The organism is Acinetobacter sp. GQ146 (assembly GCF_059758585.1).
The window spans coordinates 14,806-32,942 of sequence record NZ_JCAXDV010000003.1 but is presented as its reverse complement, the minus strand read 5'-3'; the positions used below and the strand labels follow the sequence as shown (position 1 = coordinate 32,942).

Here is an 18,137-nt window from a genome sequence, read left to right as displayed (position 1 = left end):
TCACACTTGAACACGTAAATCTTTGGTGGTGTCCATCACCAATAAACTGGTAATTGAAGAAATAGACGGAATCGTGCCCAAAACATCGGTATGAAATTTTTTATAAGATTTAATATCGGTTACCTCGACCCTGAGTAAATATTCCACCGCCCCGGTAATGGTATGACATTCTGTCACTTCGGGTGCATTATCAATCACCTCTTCAAAATGCTTTAAACTCGCCTTGGAATGACTAGACAAGCCAATGGTCACATAGACGATCAATCCAATACCTAACAAAGCGCGATCTATAATGGCTTTATAGCCCTTAATCACCCCTCTTTTTTCTAATTCCTGTACCCGTCTTAAACAGGCCGAAGCAGACAACCCGACACGTTCTGCAAGTTTGGCATTGGTTAAATGAGCATCGACTTCAAGCTCACACAATATTCTTCGGTCTAAGCGGTCTAATTCAATCATTTATTGCAATTAATCTAAATTTTAAGCTCAATATACAATCAAATTGTGCCCGATGAACAATAAAATTTATTTTTATTTCTTCGTTAAAATCAGCATGAATAGCGCACTTTTTCTCTCTTATTTACTGTTTTGTTTGGTCATGACCAGTACGCCTGGTCCCAATAATGCCTTGGTCATGCTTTCAGGCGCACGTTTTGGACTCAAGAAAACCTTTCCTCTCATTTTAGGCATTGCCTGCGGGGTCGCATTACAACTGATTGCAATTGGCCTCGGACTCAACCAAATTTTTCAATGGTTTCCTATACTTCAATTGCTCTTCAGTCTGATCGGAACAGCCTATATTTTATGGTTGGCCTGGAAAATTGCGACTAGCGGTCCCCTTCAGATGCGTTTGGAAGAAAAACCATCACTGGGCTTTGTCCAAGGGGCAATGTTTCAATGGGTCAATCCTAAAGCATGGATCATGTCAATCAGCACCATTGCCACCTACTTTGCAGTCAACCATCAGTTCAGTGCCATTCTGTATGCTGCATTGATCTTACTCTTGATCTCGATTCCCTGTGTCGGCATTTGGGCGGTGGCAGGCAAACTTTTAAGACGCCTATTAATGCAGCCGAAATTTGCCTTGATCTTCAATGTCACCATGGCGCTGGCGTTACTGCTCGCAGTCTTACCTGCTTGCTTACAATTCATAAAACTGCAAGCTTAAATCGCTGATTAGATATACGTTTGATCAAGATTGTTAAGTAAAACTGCATAAAATATCAGCAGCCTTGTACGCCATAGCGCACAAAGCTTCAGGATTTTTCCCACTATGTGATGTGTTGGCTTTTAAATATGATGATGATCTGCAAATAGGATGTTGCAATACAAAATGAATTTAACCGTAGAAAATACCGAAATTTCCACTACTACAAATGTGGAACGCTGAATAAAGCACCAATAAAGGGAAATTTTGGTATATATGTTGCTTTTATTTCAAAGCAAAAGGTGAAGTAAGTTTTGTTTTCATCATATTTTTTTTGAAATTTGATTTTTTACGGATGCTATATTTACGATGAAAAGCTGGCAAAAGAAAGTCCTTCTTTCAACTACATTAATGCTCACAGCTCTTGGCAGCACGGTTCAAGCTAAAGAATGGAAAGTGATTCGATTTGGTACAGAATCAGCATATGCGCCTTTTGAATATAAAACACCAGATAACAAACTGGTTGGTTTTGATATCGATCTAGGTAATGCCATTTGTGCCAAATTAAAAGCTAAATGTGTTTGGGTTGAAAACTCATTCGATGGCATGATTCCAGCACTGAAAGCGAAAAAATTTGATGGTATTCTGTCCTCAATGACTGTCACAGAAGACCGTGCTAAACAAATTGCCTTCAGTAATAAAATTTACAACACCCCAACGCGCATGGTCGCGAAGAAAGGTTCTCCACTACAACCAACCGCTGCTTCATTAAAAGGCAAACGTGTAGGTGTACAACAAGGTACGATCCAAGAAGGTTATGCCAAAGCCCATTGGGCACCTAAAGGTGTAAGTGTCGTGCCTTATCCAAACCAAGATGTGCTGTATCAAGACATGGTGTCTGGTCGTCTAGATGCAACCTTACAAGATGCGATTATGGTCGATGGTGGCTTCCTCAAATCACCTAAAGGTAAAGGCTTTGGTTTTGTCGGTGGCAATGTCGTGGATGTGAAAACATTGGGCGCTGGTGCTGCAATTGGTTTGCGTAAAGAAGATGTTGAACTGAAAAAGGATATCGACAAGGCTTTGGCTCAAATTATTGCCGATGGAACATACAAAAAACTCGAGAAGAAATATTTCTCCTTCAGTATTTATTGATGAGAAAAGTGTCGGGCTAGCACCGACACTTTTATTTTCTACTTGATTCTCATCTAGAGCTGTTTTTGTTTTTACTCGGAGAAGATGTATGTTCTTGTCGGGATATGGTCCTGTACTTCTCAACGGTACTTGGTTGACCATACAGCTTGCATTGTTATCACTACTACTTTCCGTCATGATTGGATTGATTGGTGCAAGTTCCAAACTCTCAAACTTTAAAGTCGCAAGAAGTGTTGCGACTGTTTACACCACCCTCATTCGTAGTGTGCCTGATCTTGTGATCATGCTCCTCATTTACTATAGCCTTCAGCTCGGACTAAACTCAATCACAGAATCTCTAGGAATGGAGCAGATTGATATTAATCCATTTGTCGCTGGGGTGATTACCTTGGCATTTATTTATGGTGCCTATTTTACCGAAACTTTTCGTGGTGCATTCCAATCTGTCCCTAAGGGTCAAATTGAAGCGGCTTTTGCTTATGGTATGACACCGCTTCAGGTATTTCGCCGCGTTCTGTTTCCACAAATGATGCGTTTTGCCCTGCCTGGCATTGGCAATAACTGGCAAGTACTGATTAAAGCAACCGCCTTGGTTTCTATTATTGGACTAACCGATATCGTCAAAATTACGCAAGATGCTGGTCGTAGTACCATGGATGTGTTCTATTTCAGTGTCATTGCAGCAGTGATTTATCTTGCAATTACGACCGCATCAAATTTAATTTTGATGTGGCTTGAGCGTCGCTATTCTGCTGGTGTGAAAAAGGTGCAAATATGATTGAAATCCTTCAACAATACTGGCCTCAATACCTTTGGACTGATGGGTTCCAAATGACAGGTGTTGCTATGACAGCGTGGCTCTTGGTGCTTTCACTTGTCATTGGTTTTGTACTCGCAGTACCTTTAGCTGTTGCTCGAGTCGCTGAAAGTCCATTTATCCGTGGCCCAGTCTGGTTATTCACCTATATCTTTCGCGGCACACCACTTTATGTGCAGTTATTAATCATCTATACCGGTATTTATAGCCTCCAATATGTGCAGTCAACTCCAGCTTTAGATGAAATTTTTAGAGACGGATTAAACTGTACCATTTTGGCATTTGGGCTTAATACGGCTGCATATACTACAGAAATTTTTGCTGGTGCGATTCGTTCGATTCCCCATGGCGAAATTGAAGCAGCCAGAGCTTATGGTATGTCTCCTTGGAAACGCTATACCCGAATCATTATTCCATCCATGTTACGTCGTGCATTACCATTTTACGGTAATGAAGTGATCTTGATGTTACATTCCACGACCATTGCCTTTACTGCCACAGTTCCGGATATTCTTAAAGTCGCCCGTGATGTCAATGCGGCAACCTATGCAACTTTTGAGTCCTTCGGTATTGCAGCCATTTTATATGCATGTTTGGCGTTTATTTTGATTTGGTTATTCCGTAAATTTGAACAACGTTGGTTGGCATTTCAAAAGCCATCGAATCATTAGGAGAAACATAGATGGAAAACTCAGCAAAACTGGTGATTCGTGATCTACATAAAAAATTTGGTGACAATGAAGTCTTAAAAGGTGTATCACTTGATGCCAAAGCAGGCGATGTGATTAGTATTATTGGATCCTCTGGGTCTGGTAAAAGTACCTTTTTACGCTGTATTAACTTTCTGGAACAGCCGAGTCAGGGTTCAATTCAACTGAATGGCGAAAAATTAGATACGGTTTTTGATAAGTCTGGTAACTTAAAAGCGGCAAGACCAAAACAACTACAAAAAATGCGCACCCAGCTCATGATGGTGTTCCAGCATTTTAATTTATGGTCACATATGACTGTACTGGAAAACATTGTCGAAGGTCCAATTCATGTCTTAGGTTTAAAACGTGCCGAAGCCGAAGAACGTGCACGTAAATATTTAAGAAAAGTAGGTCTACCAGAAAGCGTAGAAAGTAAATACCCTTCATTTTTATCGGGTGGTCAACAACAACGTGTAGCGATTGCACGTGCTTTGGCCATGGAACCTGAAGTGATGTTGTTTGATGAGCCAACCAGTGCTCTAGACCCTGAACTGGTCGGTGAAGTTTTAAAAGTCATGCAGAGTTTGGCCGAAGAAGGTCGTACCATGATTGTGGTGACCCATGAAATGGGCTTTGCGCGCCATGTTTCGAATCAAGTGATTTTCTTGCATCAGGGCAAAATTGAAGAACAAGGCGATCCGAAAATTGTTCTCACCCAGCCTAAAAGCGAGCGCTTAAAGCAATTCCTCGAAGGTAACTTTAAATAAAGTTGAGACGGAATTGATTCTTCCGTTCATATTCAACGTACTCAAAAATCCAAGTCTTCGGGCTTGGATTTTTTATTACTGATGTTGGACAGCATCAATCGAATGAATCTAAACAGAAACGTTGTTCAAGCAATTCGCATTTAAAGTTAAATCGGTAGAATTTTATTTTGTACGCTTAGGCGCACACAAATTCAGGAAAATTGCCTCTAGGTTAGATGGCTGTTTTTGCTTAAGATGAAGTCATAGAGAACAGGAAGTTCCAAGCATAAAACAATAATCATAAGCCCCAACACAGGAAGTGAGGTACGACAGGAGTTATACCTAAGCAACCCATACGAAAAAGCCCGACAGGATGTCGGGCTTTTTTTATGCCAGTGTATTTTATCTTTACTGCTGCTGTTGTTCTTGCATCCAACGGCGCTGCTGTAAGCGCTCACCTTCCACTTCACGTTTATTGCGTGCCGATTCGTACAATTTGGTGCCTTTGAGTTCAGGCGGTAAGTACTCTTGCAACACAAAATGCTCAGGGTAATTATGCGGATAGAGATAGTCCACCCCATAACCCTGCTGTTTCATCAGTTTGGTCGGTGCATTACGTAAATGTAAAGGCACTGGTAAATTGGCTGTTTTTTCAGCCAGATCAAGGGCTTTATTGATCGCCAAATAAGTACTGTTGCTCTTGGCGCTGGTGGCCAAATAGACGGCACATTGCCCCAAAATAATTCGTGCTTCAGGCATACCCACGGCTTGAACCGAACGGAAGCATTCCCCTGCTAACAGCAAGGCATTTGGATTGGAATTACCAATATCTTCTGAAGCGGCAATCAGCATGCGACGCGCAATAAACACGGGATCTTCGCCGCCTTTCAGCATCCGCGCCATCCAGTACAGTGCGGCATCAGGATCACTCCCGCGAATGGATTTAATAAAGGCTGAGACCAAATCATAGTGTTGTTCGCCCGATTTGTCATAACGCGCAATATTTTGCTGGGCCACACGAACCACAATGGCATTGGTGAGAATATTTTCGATATCGACTTCAAAGGTACTGGCAATCAGATCCAATAAGTTGAGGGCCTTACGCGCATCCCCTGCGGCAAACTGAATCAGGGCATCAAATTCTTCAATCTGAATATGGCGTTGTTTTAAAAACGAGTCCTGCTGAATGGCCCGTAAAATCAGTTCTTGAATGGCCTCATTGCTGAGTGCGTTTAAGGTATAGACCTGACAACGGGATAATAAAGCACTGTTGACCTCAAACGACGGATTTTCAGTGGTTGCCCCAATTAAGGTAATTTTGCCTTTCTCGACCGCATTTAACAGCGCATCCTGCTGCGACTTATTAAAGCGATGAATCTCATCAATAAACACCACAGGGGTCAGCAAATCACCACTTTCCGCAATAATTTCACGCAGCTCTTTTACCCCCGTGTTTAATGCCGACAAGCTCACAAACGGACGATCCACCGCTTGCGCCAACAATAGCGCAATGGTGGTCTTGCCGACACCGGGCGGTCCCCAGAAAATAATGGAAGGTAAATGCCCTTGATCAATCATCTGACGTAAAGGTGCCTGCTCACCCAAGAGATGTTCTTGCCCAATAATTTCAGACAAATCACGAGGACGAAGACGTTCTGGAAGCGGAATTTGGGTGTCTGACATACGATTATTTCAGCCAATGATGATAGGTCTAGTCTACACTGGAATAATGATGAGACTAAACACCTGAATCACAAACCCTAACTTAGAATAATGAGCTATTCAGAATATCCAGCAGCGAAGTCGCAAACATTTGTCCATGACTCTGATCTGGATATAGCCATAATCGCGTCTCTACACCTTGCTGTGCAAAGCGATGCATCACCAGACGATTGTCGGCAATGCTGTCGGCATTAAAATTCGGACTCTGACGATCACGATGCTCTGCGTTCACATCACCTTCCATTAACCATAAGTGCAGGCCAGCAATTTGTTGCCCACTCTGCATCTGAATATTTTTAAGCATCCGTGCATCGGCCCAAGATAAAGAAGGGCTTGCCGCAAAATAATGGCTGAAATACTGAGCATGCAACAGGCTATCCAGCACAAATAGCCCGCCATAGGAATGTCCCCACAAGGCTTGGCGCTTCGGGTCTGATTGGACTTGCGATGCAACCCAAGGCTGAATTTGTTGCAACAGCACTGTACGGAACTGTGCACTACCACCACTTAAACGGGTTGTATGACGCGGATCTGGTGCAATTTTTCCAGTGTCATCCGCAGGCGTATAATCTAATGCACGTGCTGCGCTATCAAAAGGTAAAGCGGTGTCATAACCGATGGCCACCAATACGGGTGCTTGCTGCTTTGACAGCTTGTGTAATAGCTCATCGGTGAGATAAGACATAGCCGAATTACCATCCAGCATAAACAATGCCGGGGCTGGCTTGGCTTGAGACTGCACTGCGCGAGGCAGTCCGAGCCACACCTTATAACGACGCTTCTGGTCTGCGGAGCTGAAATAACGAATTTGAAACTGGTAATCCACTGAACCCGTATCTGCAATATTGGGGCCTAAAGCGGTTAAATTCGGTTTTGCCTGTAGGCTGGTTGGCAAAGCAAAAATGCTTAAACTAGCCCAGCATGCCAATAGGACAGCATGTAAACGAACCATCGACATTTTAATCTCTCAGTGATCATCAGTGACGATCACATTAATGAGATTAAGAATTATTATCAACTAAAACCATAGGATCAATTACCGCACCCAACGTACGATATATTCATCAATTTCATCTTCATTCACTTCAGTTTCTGAAATACAGCGTCCTGCTGCCGATTTTTTAGCTTTAATCACGCTCTGCCGAGAACCTGTATTTAAGTAGTGCCAAGACGGTAAATTCTTGCCTTCACTGAGACGTCGATAAGCGCAGCTGGCAGGCAGCCAATGAATTTGAGTTAATTTTTCTGGGGTCAATTGAATACAGTCGGGTACAAACTGTAGCCGCTCGGCATAGTTACTACAACGTGCCGTACTGCAGTCGAGGAGTTTACACGCGACCTTGGTATAGGCAACTTCATGCGTGTCTTCATCTTCAAGCTTGACCAAACAACACAAGCCACAACCATCACATAGCGCTTCCCACTCTTGCGGGTTGAGAGCATCCAGAGGATATTTTTTCCAAAACTGTGGGCGTAATTCACTAGACATGGTCGGCAGAAACTAAAAATAACAAGAACATTATATCAATAATCTTCTGCAACAATGCAGTAATCTGTTTTACTTAAAATCATAGACTTACTTTATGATGTGAACATTTTTTAGACAAAAGATCAACATTGGCTATGCCCCTGTGCTCCTATACTAAAACTACGACAACAAAAACTTGGAGAATTATTATGTTCCGTTGGGCGATTATTTTTGCAGTGATTGCATTAATTGCAAGCTTACTCGGCTTTGGTGGTGTCGCAGGACTTTCTAAAGACTTTGCCGTGATTCTATTGGTTGTTGCCGTGATTTTAGCCATCATCGGCTTTATTTCTCGAGGTAAAGCGTAATCCCCCTCATTGAGGCGATTGCTAAAAAAAGAAGGATTTTTCCTTCTTTTTTTATGCCATATGCTGTTTATTCTTCCGCTCAAGTCCACAAAAAAAGACCTTTTTTTGGCGGATATAAAGAATAAAAATACTCAAAATATTTTTGAATTTCATGAAATTAAATTTAAAAACTGGCAGTTGATGATGATTTCTTACACTTCTTTTCTGTTATGACGCATTTTTTTAAAAATCATTCATTATTTTTATGCTTTAATCGTAACACTCTCATGATCAACAAGACTAAGGACAGACGAATGAGCGTAGACATTCAAACCCGTGAAATTGAATATACTGCTGCAGATGGTACACGACTGGTCGGCTATTTTGCCGCACCCAATACCTCATCGCCTGTCGCAGGTGTATTGGTGGCACCAGAGTGGTGGGGACGGAATGAATACACAGAACAACGTGCGCGTGAATTAGCTGAACATGGCTATGCTGCTTTAGCCATTGATATGTATGGTGAGAAAAAAGTCACCACGTCAGCGGCACAAGCCAATGAATGGATGATGCAAACCTTCCAGACGCCAGACACAATTGTGACTCGCGCGTCAGCCGGTTTAGACGCTTTGGCTGCACAAAAAGAAGTAAATGCCGATAAACTGGCAGCAATTGGCTTTTGCTACGGTGGCAAAGTTATGCTGGATTTGGCGCGTTCAGGTGCAGCACTACAAGCTGTTGTGACCTTCCATGCAAACCTTTCCGCGCAAACCCCTGCTCAAGCAGGACAGGTTCAAGCCGAAATTTTAGTGTTGCATGGTGAACTAGACAGTATGGTCAGCTTGGATGATGTGGCTCAGTTCCGTGAGGAAATGCATGCAGCCCAAGTACCACATGAAGTGATTGTCTTTGAAGATGCTAAACATGGCTTTAGTAACCCGCAAGCCGATGAACGTGCCAAAGCGAATGGTGTAGACTTGGGCTACAATGCCGAAGCTGAGCGACAGGGCCTTGAAGCCATGTACGAACTGCTCCAGCGTCGTTTAGGTGAATAACTAATAAAAAATTTGTGCTGATACTGTAAGCCACAATTACTGTTTTTAAAAATTTTTAAGAGGATAAGACAATGACTGAGAACAACTGCCCATACTGCAATTTTGATGAATATGACATCATCGATAAAAATGAGTTTGGCGTGATTCTGCCAGAGCCCAATGCACTGTCTAAAGGACATTCTGTCATTATCCCTCTACGCCATGTCAGCTCTTTTTTTGATATTACCGACAAAGAACGTAAAAGTTTAATGTCCTTATTAGAACTGGCACGTAATGAGTTGAAACTACGTCACCAACCTACTGGTTTCCACGTGGGTTTTAATGACGGCAATGTATTTGGTGATAGCGCTGAGCATTTACATATTCATATTATTCCATGCTATGAAAAAATGCCGCTGAAACTTGATGCACGTTGGGGCATCTTGAGCGAAGCCTAAAACCCTACATGACAATCCAAAATGATGCTTCGGCATCATTTTTTTTGGGTTGAACATCTCCGTGTGCCGATCTGCTTGGTTATACTACAGCGCTACCCATCATCCTGAGTTCGCATGTCTCCGTTTTCCTTCTCCAACGCATTATTAGCATGGTATGACCTGCATGGTCGTCATGACCTTCCTTGGCAAGTGGCAGATAACCCTTATCAGGTCTGGGTGTCTGAAATTATGCTGCAACAAACTCAAGTGAAAACGGTACTGCAATATTTTGAACGTTTTATCCAGCGCTTCCCAACGGTTGAAGATTTAGGACGCGCATCGTGGGAGGACGTTGCCCCTTATTGGGCAGGTTTGGGCTATTACGCCCGCGCACGTAACTTACATAAAGCCGCTGCGATTGTCGCGCAGCAAGGACACTTCCCAACACAATTAGAAGAATGGATGGCATTACCCGGCATTGGCCGCTCTACAGCTGGAGCGTTGATGTCTTTAGGACTCCGCCAATATGGGGTAATTATGGATGGCAATGTAAAACGCGTTTTGGCGCGTTTTTTTGCCATCGAAGATGATCTCAGCAAGCCAATACATGAGCGTGCCATGTGGCAACTTGCAGAACAATTATGTCCTCAAGAACGCAATCATGATTACACCCAAGCCATTATGGATTTAGGCGCAACCATTTGCACACCTAAAAAACCGCTGTGTTTGTATTGCCCGATGCAACAGCATTGCAAAGCTCATCACCAAGGTCTAGTCACAGAACTGCCTTTTAAGAAACCCAAAAAAGCGGTGCCCGTAAAGTCTGCCCAAGTCTTGGTCTTACAGTGCCAAGATCAATGGCTATGGTTACAGCGCCCCGATACCGGTTTATGGGGAGGCTTATGGTGTTTACCAGTTTATGATGACAGCGCGAAACTGAATCAAACTACGCAAATGCTGGGTCTAAAAGCCAACAGCAAACGCGCTCAGATCTCGCATAGTTTTACTCATTTTACCTGGTTACTGGAGGCTGTGTGTTTCCACGTGGAACCTGAACAAAAAGAACATATTGCGATTGAACTCTCTGGCACTTGGGTCTCGCCACAAAAAGCTACACAAATGGGCATTCCAACCGCCATGAAAAAATTGATCTCGGCACTGGAGTTATGACATAGTCAAGCAGATAAATTTAAAGTTGCTGACCATCAAAATAACGACAAGGAAAAACTGTGCTGCGTCATTTTGCCATTATAGGTTTAACTGCCAGTGTGCTGCTACTCGGTGCCTGTACCTCCGCACCTAAACCAACAGGGTCTAGCCTCCCCGCCACTACGGTGCAAGATCTCCAGCGCATGCCGCTCAAATCTAAACTTCCAATACCTGTGCAGCACGTTAAAGCAAAACAACTCAATGATACTTGGGGAGCGTCCCGTAGTCAGGGACGCCGGCATGAAGGCATTGACATTATGGCTCCACGTGGAACAAAAGTGTATAGCACCACGAATGGCTTAATTGCCGACTTACGCGATAACAATTTGGGTGGTAAAGTCATCTGGGTACTAGGACCTAGTGGCTCTTGGCATTATTATGCACACTTAAATGCCCATAAGCGGGGTCTCGCCATTGGTGACTATGTCCAAAAAGGTGACCTACTGGGCTATGTTGGCAATACGGGTAATGCCCGTTATACCGCGCCACATTTACATTATGGAATCTATTTAGATGGAAAAGGTCGCGGTGCCGTGAATCCTTTTCCTTACTTACGTTAAATTTTAGGAAGTACACATGTCTGAAGTGTTGATGAATCGTCTGGTTGAATTTGCAGAATCAGGCAATCAACAGAAAATTGTGTTTGCAGGACAAAGCTATCAGGGCTGGGTCATGGAAATTACCGAAGATGCCCTCTTGATCAGTACCGGTTTTGCCGACAAAACGGGCAAAGACTTCTGGATCTCCTTTCAAGATTTACAACAGGCAAGCCTTGCCTATTGGGACAACAAAACCGATCAATGGGTCGACTTTACTTTATAAACTATAAATGAACAGAGAGGATTTATGAGAAAACAACGCTGTGGCTGGTGCACCGATGATCCTCTCTATATTGCCTATCATGATCATGAATGGGGTCAACCTGTGCATGACGAACAACAGCTGTTTGAAATGCTGTGTCTGGAAGGCCAACAAGCAGGGCTGTCTTGGATTACGGTATTAAAAAAACGGCACAGTTATCGTCAGCATTTTTTTCAGCATCCCATTCAGCATATTGCCGAACTGAGCGATGCCGAGCTTGAAGCAAAACTACAAGATGCAGGACTGATTCGACATTTAGGCAAACTGCATGCCATTCGGGATAATGCCCGTGCATGGCAAAATCTGAAACAAGAAATAGATGTAGTGAATTGGTTATGGGGTTTTGTCCAGCATGCACCGATTCGCAATGCTGTGCCCAACTATAAAACGGCTCCTGCCCAAACTGAAATCAGTGTACAGATGTCTAAAGCCTTAAAGAAAAAAGGCTTTAAATTTGTTGGACCAACCACCTGTTATGCCTTTATGCAAGCCGTGGGTATGGTCGATGACCATGAAGATCACTGCCCGGCCAAAACATCCCCAGCCATCTAAACTTTAAGGATAAAAATATGAATAATAATATGATTCAAAGTTATGCCGCCCTCCAAGCGGGTGCCGCACTCGAACCCTTTCAGTTCGATGCTGGTGAATTGCTGCCGCATCAAGTGGAAATTCAGGTCGAATATTGTGGGCTCTGTCATTCCGATCTCTCTGTAATTAATAATGAATGGCGCAATGCCGTCTATCCTGTTGTGGCTGGACATGAAGTGATTGGCACTATTTTACGCATGGGTGCAGAAGCCAAAGGACTCCAGATTGGTCAGCGCGTCGGTTTAGGCTGGATGGCGGAAAGCTGCCAATATTGCGATCAATGCGTCGCAGGACAACAAGTGTTGTGTACCGGTGGCAGCACCGCGACCATCGTGGGTCATGCTGGTGGCTTTGCAGATAAAGTCCGTGCCGCGTGGCAGTGGATCATTCCCCTGCCTGAAGATTTGGCGCCTGAAAGTGCCGGCCCTCTGCTCTGTGGCGGCATTACCGTGTTTGACCCTTTACTGAAACATCAAATACAAGCTACGCATCATGTCGGTGTGATTGGTATTGGTGGTTTGGGGCATATGGCAATTAAACTACTCAAGGCTTGGGGCTGTGAAATTACCGCCTTTACCTCAAACTTAGACAAGACCGATGAACTCAAAGCCATGGGGGCAGATCATGTCATCAATAGCCGTGATAGTGCTGCAATTAAAAAGCAACAAGCTAAATTTGATCTGTTGTTAAGTACCGTCAATGTCAGTTTAGACTGGCGTGCTTATCTTGCCACTTTGGCACCGCACGGTACCGCACATATGCTCGGTGTCACCCTTGAACCTATGCCAATATCGGTCAGCTCACTGATTTCTGGAGCAAAATCGGTGACGGGCTCACCCACGGGTTCCCCTGCGGCATTACGTCAACTGCTCAAGTTTGCCGCCCGCAAGCAGATTGCACCACAAGTTGAAATCTTCCCCATGTCCCAACTAAATCAAGCCATTGAACGGCTCAATTCTGGCCAAGCCCGTTATCGGATTGTGCTTCAAGCCGACTTTGCGTCTAACACCTGATTCGAACTGAATTGCTGACGCGTCCAATCCGCCAAACATAAAATCGCTTGGCGGATTTCTTCAGATAACTCATGTCCCGCATTTAATCGAATACAGTTTTTATAGCGTTGCTCTTCACCAAAAACGATGCCTGGCACAATGCTAATCCCTTGCTGCTGTGCATAGCGATACAGGGCTAGACTATGAATCTGTTCAGGTAATTGCAGCCAAAGTGCATATCCCCCTTTGGGCTGGCTCAAGCGAATCTCGACTCCATGAAAGGCCTGAATAATGAAGCATCGATATTGTTCCACTTGCTGCATTAAACTCGGTTTTAAATGGTTTAGATGCTCTCGGTAAGCACGACTATAAATTAAATCCGCCAAACCCAATTGTAAGGGCGTGTTTACTGCAACATGCCGCGTGAGCAGTTGTGCACGTAAATGGTGTAAACGTGCACTGATACAAAACCAGCCCACGCGATAAGCGGTCGATAAAGATTTGGACACTGAACCACAATAAATCACATACCCCTGCTGATCCCAGTAGCGAATCGGCAAAGGCCGCTTTAAATCGAAACTGCATTCCGCATAAATATCATCTTCAATGACATAACATTGATACTGTGCTGCCAACTGGGCAATTTTTTCCTTTTCCGCAGGGCTTAGGCAAAAACCCAAAGGATTCTGGAAATTGGCGGTGAGCAAACAGGCTTTCGCACCTGAGCTTTGCATGGCCTGTTCGAGACGCTGTAAATCAAAGCCATTGGCATGGGCAGGAATTTCAACAATTTTACGGTTTAGGCTCGCCAACAATTGCAACTGCCCATTAAAGTTGGGAGTCGGGACAATAATACTGTCACCCTCGGCCGTCAGGGTCTGTATCACCACCGATAAAGCGGGCATGCAGCCATTGCTGATATATATTTCTTCTGGAGGCAGATAAATGCCATCTTCAGCCCAATGCGCGGATAAGGCTTCACGTAAACGGCGATGACCCTGTTTATCGCTATACAAAAAATCTTCGGGCTTGCTGTGCTTTAAGGCACGTTGAATCGAGCGACGCAAGGCCTCCACAGGAACCAAATTGGGCGACAGTTGAATCGCGCCCAAATGAATCATTTGATCATGAATGGATGCTTCCTGAATTTCAATTTGCAGTTCCAAATTGGAAACGTCGCGTACCGTTGACGCAAAATCCAGATGCTGCGGTTCCGCCACCGCCAAGCTTTGTGCATGCACAAAATAGCCCGCTTGCGGCTTGGCGACAATCAATCCCTGCGCCTCCAGTAGTTCATAGCAACTTTTGGCTGTATTTAAACTGACCTGCTGCAACTGCGCAAATTGACGCAAGGAACTTAAGCGTTGCCCTGCAGTTAATTCCCCAGCATAAATTTTCTGCGCCAATTGATGTGCCAAATCGCGATATTGGATGCCCATAACTGTACTCATTTTTTAGTATATTTTGTATCTGTAACCAAGAGTACACCCTGAATATGCTTAAGGTATAGCTTATTTTGTATCAGGGGGATCATCATGCTGCGTTTAACGTTATTGTTACTGGCACTTGGCTTAACGGCTTGCCAACCCAACACCTCAGTATGGCAACAACAGCGCGATTTTATTTGCCAGTCATTAATTGACGGTTATTTAAAAGCTTCAGGACAGCAGAGTTTTGAGTTGTGGAATAAAGCCGATCTCCCGCAGAGTCCGATCACGCAACGTCTTTTTTCTTATCGGACTGGCTCTACCCGCACCACGTTAATGGGAGAAAGTCAGCGTCAGGAACTCCAGTTTGTCTGCTGGAATACGGCACAACACTTTGCCATTGCACCGTATGCGCCACATAGTGCACCTCGGCAGGCCTTACTCACCGTACAGATTCATCTGCCTAAAGCTACCGATAAATGGCAAGCTTCTGTGCCAAAAACTCAATAAACAGGCGCACCCGTTTCGGTAGGTGTTCTTGTTGATAATAGACCGCGTGGATGTTTTGAAAATGTTGTTCAATCTGATCTTCGAACAACGCCACCAAGCGACCCGCGGCTAAATCTTCTTGCACCAAGAAACGGGACAAACAGCTAATGCCTGTGCCATGCAATGCCAATTGTCTGATGGTTTCACCATTCGAGGCTTTAATTTTAGGGTGCACCTTAAGGCGTTTTCCATCGACAAATACTGGCCAAGTATTTAAATGTGTCGGTTGGGTAAAACCCAATAAGGTATGCTGTAACAACTGCTCAGGTTGCTGAGGTGCTCCCTGTGCCGCGAGATAATCTGGACTGGCGACAATATACAAACGGCTGCGACAGAGTAATTTGGCATGCAAACTGGAATCTTGTAACTCGCCAAACCGAATCGCCACATCGGTTTTATGTTCCAAAAGATCAATCACTTGATCATGATTATTCAGTTCAATTTCGATCTTTGGATATTGCTGCATAAACTCTTGGATGAGCGGCACAATCACATGCAGCACAAAGGGCGTGGCTGAATCAATCCGAATCAAACCTGAAATAGCATGATCGGATTGCAATAAGGCATCTTCCGCCTCGGTCAGATCATGCAAAATCTTGCGGGATTTTTCGAGAAACAGCTGCCCTTCTTGTGTGAGTTTCAGCTTGCGTGTGGTGCGTTCCAGCAAAGTGACATTGAGTTTACTTTCCAAGCGCTGTAAGGCTCGGCTAATGCCTGAAGTGGTCTGACCCAATTGCTCGGCTGCTCGGACAATCGAGCCACTTTCTACAATCTGCACAAAGGCATTTAATTCTTCAATGGTCGATTTCATCGCAATGCCATGATGAGTTTCTTCAGCCTATTTTACACAATTAGCGTAATAGCATAGGCAAAGCAGCATAACTTCGTGGCTTGGCCAATTCATCTTTCATTTTTAACAGCATCTGGTACGGTTGCTGCTCAACAAACAAATTGACTGCACTGAGTGGAATAGATCCCTCAGGATCGGCAAAGCCATAAGTCGAGACTTTGACTTTGTGTTTGCCTAACTTCTGAAATGTCCAATCCCCTTCATAACGGGTGAGCCGTACATAATTCGGATTTACAGGATAACCTTGATTCACCGCTTTATTTTGAATATGAATAATGCCTTGAGCATCCTTACTCATTTTGCCTTTGACCACCAAATCGCGGTCTTTGAGTGGGAAAGGAAAGTCCAACACCATATACAACAAAAATTCCCCTTTGCTGTCATCCCGGGATAAGACCTTGACACTGCCCATATATGGCACCCATTTCGGGGCTTGTTCCACATCTAAAATCAGCGCGGTGGCTTTTTCTATCGGCACATCAAAATGGGTTTCGGCCTGATACAAAAAGACGGGATTGGCACTGTCCTGATAGGTCCAGACTTTAATATTCTGTTTATTAATGCTGAGTTTGGCATTGTCGATCGGCTTGGCATGTGCCGTAGCGAATAACGCTACAGCACAGCCCACCATTAATTTTATTTTCATTCGGTAACGCTTCTTATTTTAATTTTATGCCACAGTTTAGGTAAATGCAGAGCTAGGTTTTAAAGCTGAATATCATTAAAGCCCAGTACATCTTTCATATCATATTTACGTGCATCACGACCCACGACCCATGCTGCGGCACGCACAGCACCAGCAGCAAAGTTCATACGGTTCGTAGCTTTATGGGTGATTTCAACGCGCTCGCCTTCACCAATAAACATCACCGTATGTTCACCGACAATGTCTCCGCCGCGAATGGTTTGGAAACCAATGCTTTGACGCTCACGCGGACCAGTATGCCCTTCACGGCAATATACTGCATCTTGCTTCAAGTCACGACCTAAAGCATCGGCAATCGCTTCACCCATCATCAGTGCCGTACCTGAAGGTGCATCCACTTTATGACGGTGATGCGCTTCAATCACTTCAATATCGACGCTATCGCCAAATACTTTCGATGCCAATTCCAATAGTTTGATTGAAACATTCACGCCCACAGAATAGTTGGCAGCATACACCACAGGAGTCTGTGTAGCAGTCTCATCCAACAAGGCTTTCTGTTCATCGTTCATGCCTGTGGTGCCGATGACCATCGCCACCCCTGCTTCACGGCAAAGCTTCAAATGCTGTTCGGTGGCCACTGGTGCAGTAAAGTCAATGACCACGTCACACTCAGGCAGAATTTGCTGCAAACTACCCACGATCTTCACGCCAATATGGCCAATGCCTGCAAGCTCACCCGCATCGGAACCCACCAAACTGCTTTCAGGACGTTCAACCGCAGCCGCCAATTGGTAACCTGCTTGTTGTACCGCTTGAATCAAAATGCGCCCCATACGACCGCCTGCACCCAATACCCCAATGCGTGGACTTGTAGACATAATCCGTTCCTGATTTCAAATATAAAAATTGCCTTTACTATAACAAAACTCTGCAATGAGACTAAGTTCTGATCGGGTTTTTTATAAAAAAACTTGCTTGGGCTGATCGGCGGACACCAACATCTCGATTCCGATCAAAAGAAGAGTGAATAAATAGATGGGAAAATGTTTTTATATTGGAAAAAATCTTTAAAAATGAAGTTGAAGCAGCCGTTTTTTCACACAACTTACATCTTGCATACGCAGACTAGCCGTCACGAATCATTCAGTGATAACAATTGTCAGGAGACTTGCTATGCATTCGAAAAAAATAACACTTGCGCTACTTTTAACTGCTGTTGCTGCGCATGTTTGTGCAGAACCTGCTGCCCAGTCAGGAGACAGTGTCGATAGCTTGGCTGGAGTCAAAATTATGACCACGGTGAATGGTCAACCTGGCAGCCTTGCCGAGCGTATGGCCGTAAATAAAACCCAAGCGTCTGTTGAGACCGTTCAAGCCAGCGAAGAAACGGTCAGTGTTGAAGCGATTGATGCACCGATCCCGCAATAACGGGTGATGAAAAAAA

At 44.2% G+C, this 18,137-nt stretch carries 23 protein-coding genes; 15 read left to right on the top strand and 8 right to left on the bottom strand.

What is annotated here, in order from left to right:
- Positions 1 to 459 carry an Lrp/AsnC family transcriptional regulator gene (locus tag AC6CHI_RS06225; protein WP_458891928.1) on the bottom strand — a complete coding sequence of 153 codons (459 nt, stop codon included), beginning with the start codon at positions 457 to 459 and terminating at the stop codon, positions 1 to 3.
- Positions 460 to 553: 94 nt separating this feature from the next.
- Here AC6CHI_RS06225 and AC6CHI_RS06220 point away from each other — a divergent pair, with 94 nt between their 5' ends.
- The 5 genes from AC6CHI_RS06220 to AC6CHI_RS06200 all read left to right on the top strand — a co-directional run bounded on the left by AC6CHI_RS06220 (position 554) and on the right by AC6CHI_RS06200 (position 4,578).
- Complete coding sequence (locus AC6CHI_RS06220) at positions 554 to 1,168, top strand: LysE family translocator (RefSeq protein ID WP_498120116.1); 615 nt, start codon at positions 554 to 556, stop codon at positions 1,166 to 1,168.
- A 348-nt stretch (positions 1,169 to 1,516) separates the two neighbouring features.
- Complete coding sequence (locus AC6CHI_RS06215; RefSeq protein WP_498120115.1) at positions 1,517 to 2,302, top strand: ABC transporter substrate-binding protein; 786 nt, start codon at positions 1,517 to 1,519, stop codon at positions 2,300 to 2,302.
- A gap of 88 nt (positions 2,303 to 2,390) precedes the next feature.
- Positions 2,391 to 3,080: an ABC transporter permease gene (locus AC6CHI_RS06210; protein WP_498120113.1), complete on the top strand. Its 690-nt coding sequence runs from the start codon at positions 2,391 to 2,393 to the stop codon at positions 3,078 to 3,080.
- Entirely contained in the window at positions 3,077 to 3,790 is a 714-nt protein-coding gene (locus AC6CHI_RS06205) for an ABC transporter permease (protein ID WP_458891932.1), read from the top strand. Before AC6CHI_RS06210 ends, AC6CHI_RS06205 begins: the two co-directional genes overlap by 4 nt.
- Before the next feature lie 11 nt (positions 3,791 to 3,801).
- Positions 3,802 to 4,578, top strand: a complete 777-nt coding sequence (locus tag AC6CHI_RS06200; RefSeq protein ID WP_458891933.1) for an ABC transporter ATP-binding protein — start codon at positions 3,802 to 3,804, stop codon at positions 4,576 to 4,578.
- Between the two features lie 387 nt (positions 4,579 to 4,965).
- On the opposite strand, the gene AC6CHI_RS06195 is transcribed toward AC6CHI_RS06200, so the two are convergent.
- From AC6CHI_RS06195 to AC6CHI_RS06185, 3 genes are all read right to left on the bottom strand, one after another.
- Positions 4,966 to 6,240 carry a replication-associated recombination protein A gene (locus AC6CHI_RS06195; RefSeq protein ID WP_498120111.1) on the bottom strand — a complete coding sequence of 425 codons (1,275 nt, stop codon included), beginning with the start codon at positions 6,238 to 6,240 and terminating at the stop codon, positions 4,966 to 4,968.
- Between the two features lie 82 nt (positions 6,241 to 6,322).
- Positions 6,323 to 7,237 carry an alpha/beta hydrolase gene (locus tag AC6CHI_RS06190; protein ID WP_498120109.1) on the bottom strand — a complete coding sequence of 305 codons (915 nt, stop codon included), beginning with the start codon at positions 7,235 to 7,237 and terminating at the stop codon, positions 6,323 to 6,325.
- A gap of 78 nt (positions 7,238 to 7,315) precedes the next feature.
- The gene (locus tag AC6CHI_RS06185; protein ID WP_458891936.1) at positions 7,316 to 7,768 is read right to left on the bottom strand and encodes a YcgN family cysteine cluster protein; all 453 of its coding nucleotides are present in this window, start codon (positions 7,766 to 7,768) and stop codon (positions 7,316 to 7,318) included.
- Positions 7,769 to 7,956: 188 nt separating this feature from the next.
- Here AC6CHI_RS06185 and AC6CHI_RS06180 point away from each other — a divergent pair, with 188 nt between their 5' ends.
- From AC6CHI_RS06180 to ahr, 8 genes are all read left to right on the top strand, one after another.
- On the top strand, positions 7,957 to 8,115 hold the full coding sequence (locus tag AC6CHI_RS06180; protein WP_016168908.1) for a DUF1328 domain-containing protein: 159 nt from the start codon (positions 7,957 to 7,959) through the stop codon (positions 8,113 to 8,115).
- A gap of 293 nt (positions 8,116 to 8,408) precedes the next feature.
- The gene (locus AC6CHI_RS06175) at positions 8,409 to 9,149 is read left to right on the top strand and encodes a dienelactone hydrolase family protein (protein ID WP_498120107.1); all 741 of its coding nucleotides are present in this window, start codon (positions 8,409 to 8,411) and stop codon (positions 9,147 to 9,149) included.
- Between the two features lie 71 nt (positions 9,150 to 9,220).
- Positions 9,221 to 9,586 (top strand): HIT family protein, encoded by a 366-nt coding sequence (locus AC6CHI_RS06170; protein ID WP_498120105.1) that lies wholly within the window; start codon positions 9,221 to 9,223, stop codon positions 9,584 to 9,586.
- Positions 9,587 to 9,700: 114 nt separating this feature from the next.
- A complete protein-coding gene (gene mutY, locus AC6CHI_RS06165; protein WP_498120103.1) occupies positions 9,701 to 10,735 on the top strand; it encodes an A/G-specific adenine glycosylase in 1,035 nt (344 codons plus the stop codon).
- Positions 10,736 to 10,797: 62 nt separating this feature from the next.
- Positions 10,798 to 11,334 (top strand): M23 family metallopeptidase, encoded by a 537-nt coding sequence (locus tag AC6CHI_RS06160; protein WP_498120533.1) that lies wholly within the window; start codon positions 10,798 to 10,800, stop codon positions 11,332 to 11,334.
- 16 nt (positions 11,335 to 11,350) lie between these two features.
- Positions 11,351 to 11,596 carry a hypothetical protein gene (locus tag AC6CHI_RS06155; RefSeq protein WP_458891940.1) on the top strand — a complete coding sequence of 82 codons (246 nt, stop codon included), beginning with the start codon at positions 11,351 to 11,353 and terminating at the stop codon, positions 11,594 to 11,596.
- 24 nt (positions 11,597 to 11,620) lie between these two features.
- Entirely contained in the window at positions 11,621 to 12,187 is a 567-nt protein-coding gene (locus AC6CHI_RS06150; RefSeq protein WP_498120101.1) for a DNA-3-methyladenine glycosylase I, read from the top strand.
- Between the two features lie 17 nt (positions 12,188 to 12,204).
- Positions 12,205 to 13,239: an NADPH-dependent aldehyde reductase Ahr gene (ahr, locus tag AC6CHI_RS06145; RefSeq protein ID WP_498120099.1), complete on the top strand. Its 1,035-nt coding sequence runs from the start codon at positions 12,205 to 12,207 to the stop codon at positions 13,237 to 13,239.
- On the opposite strand, the gene AC6CHI_RS06140 is transcribed toward ahr, so the two are convergent.
- The gene (locus tag AC6CHI_RS06140; protein ID WP_498120097.1) at positions 13,212 to 14,657 is read right to left on the bottom strand and encodes an aminotransferase-like domain-containing protein; all 1,446 of its coding nucleotides are present in this window, start codon (positions 14,655 to 14,657) and stop codon (positions 13,212 to 13,214) included. The two genes, ahr and AC6CHI_RS06140, sit on opposite strands and share 28 nt — an antisense overlap.
- Before the next feature lie 96 nt (positions 14,658 to 14,753).
- Between AC6CHI_RS06140 and AC6CHI_RS06135 the strand changes: the two genes are divergently transcribed.
- On the top strand, positions 14,754 to 15,155 hold the full coding sequence (locus AC6CHI_RS06135) for a hypothetical protein (RefSeq protein WP_498120096.1): 402 nt from the start codon (positions 14,754 to 14,756) through the stop codon (positions 15,153 to 15,155).
- Here the strand turns inward: AC6CHI_RS06135 and AC6CHI_RS06130 are convergent.
- Genes AC6CHI_RS06130 through dapB form a run of 3 tightly spaced genes read right to left on the bottom strand, consistent with a single transcriptional unit; the run spans position 15,115 to position 17,571 of the window.
- Positions 15,115 to 16,005, bottom strand: a complete 891-nt coding sequence (locus tag AC6CHI_RS06130) for a LysR substrate-binding domain-containing protein (RefSeq protein ID WP_498120094.1) — start codon at positions 16,003 to 16,005, stop codon at positions 15,115 to 15,117. The genes AC6CHI_RS06135 and AC6CHI_RS06130 overlap by 41 nt on opposite strands.
- Positions 16,006 to 16,045: 40 nt before the next feature.
- Entirely contained in the window at positions 16,046 to 16,690 is a 645-nt protein-coding gene (locus AC6CHI_RS06125; RefSeq protein ID WP_498120093.1) for an START domain-containing protein, read from the bottom strand.
- Between the two features lie 59 nt (positions 16,691 to 16,749).
- A complete protein-coding gene (dapB, locus tag AC6CHI_RS06120; RefSeq protein WP_498120091.1) occupies positions 16,750 to 17,571 on the bottom strand; it encodes a 4-hydroxy-tetrahydrodipicolinate reductase in 822 nt (273 codons plus the stop codon).
- 295 nt (positions 17,572 to 17,866) lie between these two features.
- Between dapB and AC6CHI_RS06115 the strand changes: the two genes are divergently transcribed.
- Entirely contained in the window at positions 17,867 to 18,121 is a 255-nt protein-coding gene (locus AC6CHI_RS06115; protein WP_498120090.1) for a hypothetical protein, read from the top strand.
- The last annotated feature ends 16 nt before the right edge of the window (positions 18,122 to 18,137 follow it).